Genomic DNA, 12,419 nt, shown 5'->3' on the forward strand with positions numbered 1-12,419 from the left:
TTGGGGGCCACTGGGAAGTTCCCCTTCATGGACACCCCCGATGTCGGCATACCGGAGCGGCTCGCGGCCGCGATGAGCATGCCGGAGCAGCACGCGTACCTGCGCAAGAAGTTCTCCCGCCGCAAGGTCCTCGCCAGTTCGTTCGCCACCGCGGGCACGGTCGGCGGCATCGGCCTGCTCGCCGGAAGTTCGGGCAGCGCGCACGGCGGAAGCGGGACCACATCCGCGTCGAGTCCGCTCGCCGCGTCCTCCACCCCCGTCAAGGTCGACGGCAGGCTCGTGGCGCCCTTCGCCCGGCATCTCGCCTTCGGGGCCGACCCGAAGACGCAGATGCGGGTCTCCTGGCAGGTGCCGCTCGCGGTCAAGTCCCCGTATCTGCGCGTGGGGTTGAAGCCCTGGGAGCTGAGCCGGAAGATCGAGGCCGAGGTGCGCGATCTGCACACGCCGTCCCTGTCGAAGAAGCTGCCCGCGGTAGAGCAGTACTACCTGCACGCGGCGCTCGACGGACTCAGGCCCGGCACGACGTACTACTACGGCGTCGGCCACGAGGGCTTCGACCCGGCGTCGCCCGAGCGCCTCGCGACGATCGGCTCCTTCCGCACGGCACCGGCGCGGGCGGAGAACTTCGTCTTCACGGCCTTCGGCGATCAGGGCGTGAGCTACCACGCCCTCGCCAACGACCAGTTGATCCTGGGCCAGAACCCGTCGTTCCACCTGCACGCGGGCGACATCTGCTACGCCGACACCACCGGGCACGGCGAGGAGTCCGACACGTACGACGCGCGTGTGTGGGACACCTTCCTCGCGCAGACGGAGTCGGTGGCGAAGTCGGTCCCGTGGATGGTGACGACCGGCAACCACGACATGGAGGCGTGGTACTCGCCGAACGGCTACGGCGGCCAGTCCGCCCGCTGGTCACTCCCGGAGAGCGGCTTCGACCCGAAGAACGCGCCCGGCGTCTACTCCTTCACCTACGGCAATGTCGGCGTCGTCGCGCTCGACGCGAACGACGTCTCGTACGAGATCCCCGCCAACAAGGGCTACACGGACGGCAGGCAGACCGCCTGGCTGGACAAGCGCCTGGGCGAGCTGCGGGCCGACGGCACGATCGACTTCGTCGTCGTCTTCTTCCACCACTGCATGTACTCGACGGCGAGGCACGCGTCGGACGGCGGGCTGCGCGACGCGTGGCTCGAACTGTTCACCAAGCACCAGGTGGACCTGGTCGTCAACGGCCACAACCACGTCTACGAACGGACCGACGCGGTCAAGGACGGCAAGGTCGGCAAGCCCGTGCCGGTCGGTGCGTCGACCGATCCGACGCGCGACGGCATCGTGTACGTCACCGCGGGCGGCGCGGGCAAGGACCTCTACGACTTCCCGGCGGGCGTGCGCGACAGCTACGAGGGAAACGTCAACGACCGCGAGTCGATCGAGTCGTTCCACTGGACGAAGTCACGCCGACCGGAGCCGGACACGGTGGAGTGGTCGCGGGTGCGGTACACCGGCTTCTCGTTCCTCGCGGTGGAGGTGACGGCCGGCGCGAACCCGAAGCTGACGGTCACCGCGCTCGCCGAGAGCGGAGAGCGCGTGGACCACTTCGAGGTGACTCGCGGGAAGTAGCGGCTATTGGTGCGCGGGCAGCGGGCGGGTCAGTGACCCGTCTCGCCGCCGTTGTCCCTGCGGTCGAGGGCTCGCTGCAGGGCAGCGGCGGCGTTCCTGCGCTCGGAATCGCTGGTACGGGAGGCGTGGCGGACTCGGCGTGCGGTCGTCTCGGCCATGGGGGATCCACTCCTGGGAAGAAGGATGTTTTCGAGACGCCGGAGGGGCGGGGAGCGAAGGAGCGACAGGGGTTGCCTGCGTGGAGCTCCGGCTCACGACCGCCATTCGCTTGGTCGAGCGAGACGTTCGGCTTCTACAAAGCTAAGCGAGGACGGAGCACCTGTCTCCACAATTACTCGGACTTCCTACTATCTGAGACGGCTATCACTCTCCGTCACAACCCGTCGCCCTTTGGCGGCTCTGAGCTCGCGGACGAGGGCACGGACCGCGACGGTCGAGGCAAGCGGTCTAGAAGATGTCCCCGTCGCGCCAGTCGATGAGGAGTTCGTGCACCGGGTCGAGGTCGGCGCCCCAGAGGAGCGGGGAGTCCTCGTCGGGCATGCGGAGCACACCCTCCGCGCCGAGGGTGCCGACCGAGCCCTTCCACTCCTGCCAGCCGCGCGCCAGGTAGAGCCGCTGCCCCGCGTCCGACGCCGAGAGGGCGCCGAGCGCGTACGCCCGGTCGATCACCCGCTCCAGGGCTCCCATCACCTGCCCGCCGAGGCCCTGCCGCTGCCGGTCCGGGCGGACGGCGACCGCTTCGACGTAACCGGTGCGCAGCGAACGGCCGTTGTGCAGGATCCGGCGCTGGACCACGGAGCCGTGCGCGAGGAGAAGGCCGGAGTCGTCGTGCACGAGGGCGTGCACGCCGCCGAGGCCGTGGTCCCAGTCCTGATCGCTGAAGTCCCCGTCGAACGCCTCGTCCAGCAACGCGCGGGCGGCGCCGAGTTCGGTGGGGTCGAGATCGCAGGTATGGGCCGTGCGCAACGTGGTCACCCATCCACCGTACTCAGGCCATATCTGAGTACGCACCCCGATTTGCCCGCGTCCTGGCGGCGGCAGAGTCAGTGCCATGAACGGCCTCTACGCTCTCAAGCCCTGGTACGCGGACCGGTTGTCCGGCGTACGCGGCGCGCTCGCCCGCCGCGAGGTGTCGCCCGACACCCTCACCGTGGCGGGTGTGCTCTGCGCGGCGGGCGCGGCGGCGGCTCTCGCCCGGCTGCCGGTGCCGGTCGCGGCGCTCCCCGTGGCCGTGCTGCTCTCCGCCCGGCTCGCCTTCGCGAACCTCGACGGAGCCCTGGCCCGCGACACGGGCCGCACGACGCGCCGTGGTGCGCTCCTGAACGAACTGGGCGACCGGGCGGCCGACCTGGCCATGCTCGCGGGCTTCCTCACGCTGGCCCCGCTGTGGCTCGTGGCGACGGCGGGCCTCGCGGCGACACTGCCTTCGTGGGTGTCGCTCGCGGGGGCGGCGGCGGGCGCGCCCCGCCTGAACGGAGGCCCGGTCGGCAAGACGGAGCGCTGCGCCCTTGTGGTCCTCGCGGCGGCTTCCGGGTGGGTCGTGCCGGTGCTCGCGGTGATCGCGGCGGGTTCGGTCCTTACGGCGTGGATGCGAATCGGGCGGCTGTGGCGGGAGTTGGGGGCGTCCTCCGCGTCTTCGTCGGCCGCCGGTGATGTGCGGAGCGGGCGATGAGCGCCGCGTTCATCGCCGGGGAGGTCGCCGGGCGGGCCGTGCCCGTGGTCGCCGGAGTGCTCGGCGCCGGTGGAGTGGCCGTCGCCGCGCTGCCCTCGCGGGTGCGGATGCGGGCCGAGCTGCGCAAGCGGTGGCGGACCTGGGCGCTGTCCGCGCCGCTCTTCCTCGGGGCGTTCTTCCTGGGCCGGGCGGGGGCGTTCGCGCTGGCGGCCGGGCTCGGAGTGGTCGCCGTGGGCGAGTACGCGCGGATGGCGGGGCTGCCGCGGGGCGAGCGTGCGGTGCTCGGGGTGTCCGCAGTGGCGGTACCGGGTATTGCCTGGGCCGCGCCCGACGCCCTCGATCTGCGGACGGCGGGCGTGCTGCTGATCGTCGCCGCCGGTGTGGCCCTCTTCTCCGGGGACGCGGCGCAGGGCTTCACCCGGGCGAGCCGGACGGTCTTCGGGCTGCTCTGGATCCCGCTCTCCCTGAGCGGACTCGTCCTGCTCGGCGACACGGCCGTGGCGGTGGGCGTCGCGGTGGCGTTCGGGGACGTGGGGGCGTGGTGCGGGGGTACGGCGCTCGGCCGCAGGGGGCTCCTTGCCCGCCCGCTCTCTCCCCTCTCCCCCAACAAGACCTGGGCGGGCGCCGCGGGCGCCGCGGCCGCGACCGCCGCTGCGCTGGCCGCGGTCGGCGCGTTCTCCCTGCTGCTCTGGGCCGCGGTGCTCGTCGGCTGCGTACTCGGGGATCTTCTGGAGTCGATGGTCAAGCGCGAGGCGGGAGTGAAGGACGCGGGGAGCTGGCTGCCGGGGTTCGGCGGGCTGCTCGACCGGATCGATTCGTTGCTGGTCGCGCTGTTGCTGACGATGGTGGTGACGCTGTGAAGGTCCGTACTACGTATCCAGCCGGTCCGGCGATCGAGGACGAACTCGGCGAAGCCGGTGATCGACGGCGCCCCAGAGCAGCCACAGCAGCAACCCTCCGCCGCGCCCTCTGGTGGACCCTGCTCACCCTCACCGGAGGTGTAGAGCGGCGCGGCCGACTCCCGCGCGGCGGCTGCGTGGTCGTGGCGAACCACTCGTCGCACGCGGACACCGCAGCCCTGCTCGCGGCGCTCGATGCCCGGCACGCGCCCGCGATAGGCGCCGCAGCGGACTACTGGTTCGCCTCCCCCTGGCGCAGGCGCATCTGCAGCCGCCTGGCAGCCGGCTTCCCGGTGCGCCGCACGGGAGGCGGCATGGACGACCTGCTGTCCAGGGCGGACGCCCTTCGCGCGGGCGGAGCCGTCGTCCTCTTCCCCGAGGGCACTCGCGCGCGGGCGGGCGAACTGGGCTCCTTCCACAAGGGCGCCCTGATCCTCGCCCGGGAGGCGCACGTGCCCATCGTCCCGGTCGCCATCGACGGCACGGCCCGCCTCCTGCCCAAGCACGGCAGGCTCCGCCCCACCCTGGTGCGGGTCCGCATCGGAATCCCGCTGCCCCCGGACACCACACCGGAGGCGGCACGTGACGCGGTGGCGGAACTTCATCGGCGTACGGCGGAAGAACCCCTCAGGGACTCCGTCACCCGCAAACGGACCGCCGCTGTCATCGGCTCGCGCTGGGGCCTCTTGGCGGCCTTCGCCTGGGCGTTCGCGGAGGCGCTGAGCTGGCCGCTGATGCCGGAGCTGTTCCTGGCGATCGCCTGCGTGGCGGTACCGCGCCGGGCCCTGAAGCTCTCCCTCACCGCCCTCGCGGGAAGCCTGGCGGGTGGCCTTCTCGCCCTCCAACTGGCCGCGTCCGGAGTGCAGTTGCCGCACCCCCTGACCACGGACAGGATGCGCGCGGAAGTACGCGCCGAACTAGCCGTCGAATCCGCGGCGGCCGTCCGCCACCAGCCCTGGAACGGCATCCCGTTCAAGGTGTACGCACGCGAGGCGGGCCGGGCCGACATCGCGCCGCAGGACTGGCTCGCCCAGTCGGCGCTCTCGCGCGGCTCCCGCACCCTCACGGTGGGCCTCGCCTTCGGGGCCTTCGGTTTCCTCGCGCACCGACTACGACGCTTTTACGGTCTCTATCTGGCCCTGCTGGGCGTCGGATTCACGACCGGGCTCTCATTGATCGTGACGGGATGGAGCTGACCGGGGCACACTCGTGAACATGGCTGACGAGACCGCAGAACGACCCTGGACCCCCATCCACGGCGAGCCGTACCGCTCCGTCCCGTACCGCCCCTCGCGCATGCCCGCGTCCGAATCCCTCGCGCACGCAGCCGAGTTGAGGACGCGGATGCAGGAGCGGCGGACAGTACGACAGTTCGCGCCGGACCCCGTGCCCCCGCAAGTAGTGCGGGACGCCATCGCGTGCGCGGCGACGGCGCCGTCCGGCGCCCACCAGCAGCCGTGGACGTTCGTCCTCGTCCAGGACCCGGAGATACGCCGCCTGATCCGCGAGGCCGCCGAGCACGAGGAGCAGATCTCCTACGACGGCCGTCTCGGCGAGGAGTGGCTCGCGGCGCTGCGCCCCCTCGGCACGGACGAGGTGAAGCCGCATCTGACGGACGCGCCTGCCCTCGTCGTGGTCTTCAAGGAGCGTTACTGGCTCGGCGACGACGGCGCCAAGCACAAGCACTACTACGTCGACGAGTCGGTCGGCATAGCCGTGGGGATGCTGCTGTCCGCGCTGCACCTGTCGGGCCTCGCCGCACTGATCCACACCCCGAGCCCGATGCGGTTCCTGTCGCAGGTGCTCGGCCGCCCGGAGAACGAGAAGGCGTTCGCGGTGATCCCCGTGGGCTATCCGGCGCCGGACTGCCAGGTCCCCGATCTCGTACGGAAATCGCTTGATCAGGTCCTGGTGGAGGTCTGAGCGGAGACCAACTCGCGCTCCATGGAGGGGTAGTCGGTGTACCCCTCGGCCCCGTGGGTGTAGAGGTGGGCCGCGTCGATCTCCTGGAGAGGCGCGCCCGCAGCGAACCGCTGCGGCAGGTCGGGGTTGGAGATGAAAGCCCGCCCGTAGGAGACGAGGTCCGCCAGGCCTGCGGCGAGTACCGCCTCACCCGCATCGCGCGTGGTCGGGTCGCCGTTCTCACCGACGTTGCCGATGAGGGTGCCGTGCCAGTGGGGGCGAAGGTCGGTGAGAGCGGGGTAGCTGTCGTTGTCGGTGAGATGAAGATAGGCGAGGCCGAGGCCGTCGATCTCGTCGAGCAGCGCGCGGTAGACGGGGCCGGGGTCGGCCTCCGCCATGCCGAACTGCGGGTTGCCCGGCGAGAGGCGCAGGCCGAGGCGCTCGGCCCCGATGGCGTCGGCGACGGCGCGCACGACCTCGACGGCGAAGCGGATGCGGTCGGGAAACGAGTTCCGGCCGTACTCGTCGTCGCGGAAGTTGGTGTTGTCGGCGAGGAACTGGTGGATCAAGTAGCTGTTGGCGCCGTGGAGTTCGACGCCGTCGAAGCCAGCGGCGATGGCGTTGCGGGCGGCGGTGACGTGATCGCGCACGGCGGTGTGGATCTCGTCGCGGGTCATCGCGCGCGGGACGACCGGATCGGCCTTCCCGCCGTCGCTCACGTGGACACGGCCGGGGACGAGCACCGCGGACGGCCCCGCGGGAAGGTCGCCGTCGATCCGGGCCAGCGGGTGGCCCTTGCGGCCGCCGTGCATGAGCTGGGCGTAGATCCGGCCGCCCGCCTCGTGCACCGCCTCGGTCACAACGCGCCAGCCGGCGATGTGGGCGGGGGTCTGAAGACCCGGGATCCGCCAGTCGCTCTGACCGCTGCTCGCGGGCCAGATGCCCTCGGTGACGATGAGGCCCGCGCTCGCGCGCTGGGCGTAATGGTCGGCGACGACCGGCAGCGGCGTGCCGTCCTCCGCCGCCCGGTGACGGGACATGGGCGCCATCACGATGCGGTTGGGGAGGTGGCCGATGGGGCTTGCGGAATACGGTGCGAGAAGCGAAGTGTTCGTCATGCCGAAAAGGTAGAAGCTGACACCGGTGTCAGATTCAAGTGCGGAGACACTTCGAGTGCGGAGGTACGCGTGACATGAGGATCGGCGAGCTGGCGAAGCGTACCGCTGTGAGCGAGCGGTCCCTGCGCTACTACGAGAAGCAGGGCCTGCTGCACGCGGAGCGCACACCGGGCGGCCACCGCGACTACACGGAGGCGGCGATCGACCGCGTCGTCCACATCCAGGAGCTGTTCGCGGCGGGCCTGTGCAGCGCGAAAATCGTGGAGCTGCTCCCGTGCATGCGGGACCAGGACGGCGGCCCTTCGAAGACGGCCACGCCTTGGCTGGTGGAGGAGCTGTCGGTGGAGCGGGCGCGGATCGACGGCATGGTGGAGGAGCTGCTGCGGGCGCGGGACGTACTGGACGAGGTGATCTCGGCGGCGTCGGGCACGACGCCTGCGAGCGGCTGAGGGGAGCACCCCGCGCCCCCCTGGCAACACGGGGCAATCGAGCGGGTGGGCGGGAGAGGCTTGTTCGGCCAGTTGAAGCCCCAGGGAGGAAAAACACCGCCCCCGACCGGGGTGGGGCCCAGGCCGGAGGCGGGGTAAAGAGGGGGCGCGAGGCCCTGGAGGGGCTAGCCCATGTGCGGGTAGCCGTACTCCGTCGGCGAGACCAGCGTCTCCTTGATGGCGCGGGTCAGCGTCCAACGCTGCAGGTTCTGCGGGGCCCCGGCCTTGTCGTTCGTGCCCGAGGCACGCCCACCACCGAAGGGCTGCTGCCCGACAACCGCACCGGTCGACTTGTCGTTGATGTAGAAGTTGCCCGCCGCATAGCGGAGCTTCTCCATCGTGTACGCCGCCGCCGCACGGTCACCCGCGATGACCGACCCGGTCAGCGCGTAGTCCGACGCCGACTCCATCTGGGTCAGCATCTCCTCGTACTTGTCGTCCTCGTAGACGTGGATCGCGAGGAACGGACCGAAGTACTCAGTCGTGAAGACCTCGTTGGCCGGGTCCGAGCACTCGACGACGGTCGGGCGCACGAAGTAGCCGACCGAGTCGTCGTACGTGCCGCCCGCGACGACCGTGCAGGTCGGGTCACTCGCCGCACGGTCGATGGCGGCCTTGTTCTTGGCGAACGCGCGCTCGTCGATGACGGCGCCGATGAAGTTCGACAGATCGGTGACGTCACCCATCTTGATGCCGTCGACCTCGGCCGCGAACTCCTCCTTGAAACCGGAGTTCCAGATCGAGGCAGGAACGTACGCGCGCGACGAGGCGCTGCACTTCTGGCCCTGGAACTCGAAGGAACCACGGGTCAGCGCGGTCTTCAGGACGGCACGGTCCGCGGACGGGTGCGCGACGACGAAGTCCTTGCCGCCGGTCTCGCCGACCAGGCGCGGGTACGTGCGGTAGTTGGCGATGTTCTCGCCGACCGTCTTCCACAGGTGCTGGAAGGTCGGGGTCGAGCCGGTGAAGTGGATGCCCGCCAGGTCGCGGTGGGTCAGGGCCACCTCGGAGACGGCGATGCCGTCGCCGGTCACCAGGTTGATGACGCCCTTGGGCAGGCCCGCCTCCTCAAGGAGCTGCATGAGCAGCACGGCGGCGTGCGTCTGCGTCGGGGACGGCTTCCACACGACCACGTTGCCCATGAGGGCGGGGGCGGTGGGGAGGTTGCCCGCGATGGCGGTGAAGTTGAACGGCGTGATCGCGTAGACGAAGCCCTCGAGCGGGCGGTGGTCCAGACGGTTCCAGACGCCGGTCGAGTTCGCCGGGGGCTGCTCGGCGAGCAGGTCACGGGCGTACTTGACGTTGAAGCGCCAGAAGTCGACGAGCTCACAGGGAGTGTCGATCTCGGCCTGCTGGGCGGTCTTCGACTGGCCGAGCATCGTGGACGCGGCGAGCGTCTCGCGCCACGTCGTGGAGAGCAGCTCGGCGGCGCGCAGGATGATCGCGGCGCGGTCGTCGAAGGACATCGCGCGCCACGCCGGGGCGGCGGCGAGTGCGGCGTCGATCGCGTCCTGGGCGTCCTGCTGCGTGGCGCCGCGGCCGTTGCCGATGACGGCCTGGTGGTTGTGCGGCTGCACGACCTTGAAGGGCTCACCGCCACCGAGGCGCTTGACGCCGCCGATGGTCATCGGCAGCTCGATGGGGTTCTCGGAGAGCTCCTTGAGCTTCGTCTCGAGGCGGGCACGCTCCGGGGAACCGGGTGCGTAGCCGTGCACCGGCTCGTTGACCGGCGCGGGGACCTGGGTGACGGCGTCCATGAGTTCCGTATCTCCTTGGAGGGGGGTCGGGGGAAAGGGAGCTCAGCCCTTGGTGAGGATGGAGCGGGCGAAGAAGAGCAGGTTGGCCGGCTTCTCCGCGAGGCGGCGCATGAAGTATCCGTACCAGTCGGTGCCGTAGGCGGTGTACACGCGCATCCGGTGGCCCTCGGCCGCGAGCCGCAGGTGCTCGTCGCTGCGAATGCCGTACAGCATCTGGAACTCGTACTCGTCCAGTTTGCGCCCTGCACGCCGTCCGAGCTCCTGCGCGATGGCGATCAGGCGCGGGTCGTGGGACCCGATCATCGGGTACCCGTCGCCCTCCATGAGGATGCGCATGACGCGGACGTACGCCTTGTCGATCTCCGCCTTGTCCTGGTACGCGACCTCGGCGGGCTCCTTGTAGGCGCCCTTCACGATGCGTACGCGGCTGCCCGCTGCGGCCAGGCGGCGGGCGTCGTCCTCGGTGCGGAAGAGGTAGGACTGGATGACGCAGCCGGTCTGCGGGAAGTCCTTCCGCAGCTCCTCGTGGATGGCGAACATCGAGTCGAGGGTGGTGTGGTCCTCGGCGTCCAGGGTGACGGTGGTGCCGATCGCGGCGGCGGCGATGACGACCGGGCGCACGTTGGCGAGGGCCAGCTCGTGGCCGCCCTCCAGGGCCTGGCCGAAGCTGGAGAGCTTGATGGACATCTCGGCCTTGGTGCCGAGGCCGAGGTCCTTGAGGCGCTCGACGAGCTCCAGGTAGGCGTCGCGTGCGGCGGCGGCCTGCTCGGGCGTGGTGATGTCCTCGCCGACGACGTCGAGGGTGACCTCGAGGCCCTTGTCGGCGGCGTCCGTGATGATCGGCACGACCTGGTCCACCGACTCACCGGCGATGAAGCGGTCGACGACCTGCTTGGTGCCCGGGGCCGCCGACACGAAACGGCGCATCTGGTCGCTGCGCGACGCGGCGAGGATCACGGGACCCAGCACGGGCACCTCCACGGGGAGTAGATAACGGGGCCGTACCTGGATATGCGTAACAAGCCGGTACGGCACGGAGAACCACCGTGAAACTTAAGGATCCCTCCGATCCGGGGCCATCGACACCTGTCACGCATCCGTGCCCTGGATCTCAGACATCTGTCTGAAGGTGGGGCGGAACTACGCCAGAATGGACAGTGTGAAAGGTGATTACCAGGAACTGGTCGACGAGATCTCGGCCCTGCTCGGCGCTCCCGCGACGCTGGAGAACCGCGATTTCGAGCTGATCGCGTTCGGCGCGCACGACAGCGGCGACACCGACTTCGACGCGACGGCTCTCGACCCGGTGCGCACGCGCTCGATCCTCACGCGCCGCTCGACGGCCGGGGTCCGCACCTGGTTCGAGAGCTTCGGCATCACCCGCGCGACCGCCCCGGTCCGCATTCCGCCCACTCCGGAGGCGGGCGTCCATCGGGGCCGGATCTGCCTTCCCGTACGGCATCGGGGGTTCGCCCTGGGTTACGTATGGCTGCTCGACGACGATCCGGGGCCCACGGACGCCCAGCTGACCGCCGCCATGGAGGTGGCCGCCCGCATCGGCGCGCTGCTCGCCGACGAGGCACAGGCAGGGGCCGATCTGACCCGCGAGTTCCGCGCGGTCCTGACCGCCGAACGTGGCTGGCAGCGGGACATGGCAGTGGCCGACCTGCGCACGGCACTGGGCCCACGCGGCGAGGGCCTGCACGCCGTCGTGTGCGTCGCCCCCTGGCCCTCCGCCGACCCCGACTCGGCCCCCTCGGTCCGTACGGTGCAGGGGGCGACCGCCCTGTGTACGGTGCCCTGGGGCACGGCGGGCCAGAGCCTCGCGGTGCTCGTCCGGGTGCGCTCGGCGGACGTGCTCACGCCCGCGGTGTCGGCGGCCACGCGGCTCCTGGAGTCGACCGAGTCCGCGGCGGCGGGGATCGCGAGCGCCAGGCACGGCCTGGACGAGCTCGGCGCCGCCTGGTGGGAGGCGTCCACGGCGGCCCGCGCGGCCCGCGCCGAACCCCGCTTCGCCCCTGTGGCCCAATGGTCGGACGTAGGCCCCTACCGCCTGCTCGCCTCCCTGCCCGCCGAGGCCGCCCAGGACCCGGTGGCCCGCGCACTCCTCTCCCCCGCCCATCGCGAACTCGCCCGCACCGCGGAGGTGTTCCTCGACTGCGCGGGCCAAGCGGGGCGCACGGCGGCGGAGTTGGGAATCCACCGCCAGACGCTCTACTACCGGCTCTCCCGCATGGAACAGCTCACGGGCCTCGACCTGGACGACGGCGAGGACCGCCTGCTGCTGCACATGATCCTGAAAGCGTCACGACTGTAAGAGCACGGCTACAAGCACGGATACTGGCAGCGCCTGACGTGACCATGGCCGGGTAATCTCTCCCCTTGATCACAGAAGTTGATCACATCCGTACTTAACAGGGGAGACCGAACACCAGATGAAACTCCAGTTGTTGGCACCCGCCGTCGCCGTCGCCGCCCTCGTCGGCACCACTCTCACCGGCGGCATCGCTGTGGCGCAGACGCCCTCCGCGCCGCTCGCCGCCGCCGCGGCACCCAGCTGCCTCAACGGCCTCACGAACGTTCCCGCCAAGGAAACCGTGAAGGTACGCACCAGCGCGAAGCTGAACGGCACCGCCGTCGGCCAGTGGAACAAGGGCAAGAAGGGCTTCGTCTGCAACGACGGAAAGCCGATCACGGGCCAGAAGTACACGCTCTGCGGCAAGACGAGCACCCAGTGGCTCTACGGCATCACGAACGGCACGAACGTGAAGGGCTACGTCCCCAGGGCCTGCATCGACTGGTAGTCAAGGCCCCTGAAGAAGCATGACCCACAGTGGTGGGGGGGGGGGGGCGCCCCCCCCCCCCCCCCCCGGCCCCCGCCCCCCCCCCCCCCCCCCCCCCCGGGGGGGCCCCCCCCCCCCCCCCCCCCCCCCCCCCCCCCCCCCCCCCCCCGGCGCCCG

General features: G+C 70.8%; 13 protein-coding genes. 8 read left to right on the forward strand and 5 right to left on the reverse strand.

The window, feature by feature from the left end:
• Positions 1-27: 27 nt before the first annotated feature.
• The gene (locus ACWFRJ_RS32785; protein WP_453539115.1) at positions 28-1,623 is read left to right on the forward strand and encodes a purple acid phosphatase family protein; all 1,596 of its coding nucleotides are present in this window, start codon (positions 28-30) and stop codon (positions 1,621-1,623) included.
• A gap of 29 nt (positions 1,624-1,652) precedes the next feature.
• Here the strand turns inward: ACWFRJ_RS32785 and ACWFRJ_RS32790 are convergent, their stop codons facing one another.
• Together ACWFRJ_RS32790 and ACWFRJ_RS32795 are read right to left on the reverse strand one after the other, a co-directional pair.
• Positions 1,653-1,781 (reverse strand): hypothetical protein, encoded by a 129-nt coding sequence (locus ACWFRJ_RS32790; protein WP_383279553.1) that lies wholly within the window; start codon positions 1,779-1,781, stop codon positions 1,653-1,655.
• Positions 1,782-2,070: 289 nt separating this feature from the next.
• Complete coding sequence (locus ACWFRJ_RS32795) at positions 2,071-2,676, reverse strand: GNAT family N-acetyltransferase (RefSeq protein ID WP_453539119.1); 606 nt, start codon at positions 2,674-2,676, stop codon at positions 2,071-2,073.
• On the opposite strand from ACWFRJ_RS32795, the gene ACWFRJ_RS32800 reads away from it, so the two are divergent.
• Genes ACWFRJ_RS32800 through ACWFRJ_RS32815 form a run of 4 tightly spaced genes read left to right on the forward strand, consistent with a single transcriptional unit; the run spans position 2,675 to position 6,117 of the window.
• A complete protein-coding gene (locus ACWFRJ_RS32800) occupies positions 2,675-3,295 on the forward strand; it encodes a CDP-alcohol phosphatidyltransferase family protein (RefSeq protein ID WP_453539122.1) in 621 nt (206 codons plus the stop codon). The genes ACWFRJ_RS32795 and ACWFRJ_RS32800 overlap by 2 nt on opposite strands.
• Positions 3,292-4,155 (forward strand): phosphatidate cytidylyltransferase, encoded by an 864-nt coding sequence (locus tag ACWFRJ_RS32805; protein WP_453539125.1) that lies wholly within the window; start codon positions 3,292-3,294, stop codon positions 4,153-4,155. Before ACWFRJ_RS32800 ends, ACWFRJ_RS32805 begins: the two co-directional genes overlap by 4 nt.
• A 32-nt stretch (positions 4,156-4,187) precedes the next feature.
• Positions 4,188-5,390, forward strand: coding sequence for a lysophospholipid acyltransferase family protein (locus ACWFRJ_RS32810; protein ID WP_453539424.1), 1,203 nt, complete (start codon positions 4,188-4,190; stop codon positions 5,388-5,390).
• A gap of 19 nt (positions 5,391-5,409) precedes the next feature.
• On the forward strand, positions 5,410-6,117 hold the full coding sequence (locus ACWFRJ_RS32815) for a nitroreductase family protein (RefSeq protein WP_453539128.1): 708 nt from the start codon (positions 5,410-5,412) through the stop codon (positions 6,115-6,117).
• On the opposite strand, the gene ACWFRJ_RS32820 is transcribed toward ACWFRJ_RS32815, so the two are convergent.
• Entirely contained in the window at positions 6,096-7,214 is a 1,119-nt protein-coding gene (locus tag ACWFRJ_RS32820; RefSeq protein WP_453539131.1) for an alkene reductase, read from the reverse strand. The two genes, ACWFRJ_RS32815 and ACWFRJ_RS32820, sit on opposite strands and share 22 nt — an antisense overlap.
• Before the next feature lie 74 nt (positions 7,215-7,288).
• Between ACWFRJ_RS32820 and ACWFRJ_RS32825 the strand changes: the two genes are divergently transcribed.
• A complete protein-coding gene (locus ACWFRJ_RS32825) occupies positions 7,289-7,663 on the forward strand; it encodes a MerR family transcriptional regulator (RefSeq protein WP_453539134.1) in 375 nt (124 codons plus the stop codon).
• Between the two features lie 164 nt (positions 7,664-7,827).
• Here ACWFRJ_RS32825 and pruA read toward each other — a convergent pair whose 3' ends face one another.
• Entirely contained in the window at positions 7,828-9,459 is a 1,632-nt protein-coding gene (gene pruA / locus ACWFRJ_RS32830) for an L-glutamate gamma-semialdehyde dehydrogenase (RefSeq protein WP_453539137.1), read from the reverse strand.
• Positions 9,460-9,501: 42 nt separating this feature from the next.
• Positions 9,502-10,428: a proline dehydrogenase family protein gene (locus ACWFRJ_RS32835; protein ID WP_453539140.1), complete on the reverse strand. Its 927-nt coding sequence runs from the start codon at positions 10,426-10,428 to the stop codon at positions 9,502-9,504.
• A gap of 181 nt (positions 10,429-10,609) precedes the next feature.
• Between ACWFRJ_RS32835 and ACWFRJ_RS32840 the strand changes: the two genes are divergently transcribed.
• A complete protein-coding gene (locus ACWFRJ_RS32840; protein ID WP_453539145.1) occupies positions 10,610-11,776 on the forward strand; it encodes a PucR family transcriptional regulator in 1,167 nt (388 codons plus the stop codon).
• 118 nt (positions 11,777-11,894) lie between these two features.
• Entirely contained in the window at positions 11,895-12,263 is a 369-nt protein-coding gene (locus tag ACWFRJ_RS32845; RefSeq protein WP_453539148.1) for a hypothetical protein, read from the forward strand.
• Positions 12,264-12,419: the final 156 nt, after the last annotated feature.

The organism is Streptomyces sp. NPDC055239 (assembly GCF_053606205.1).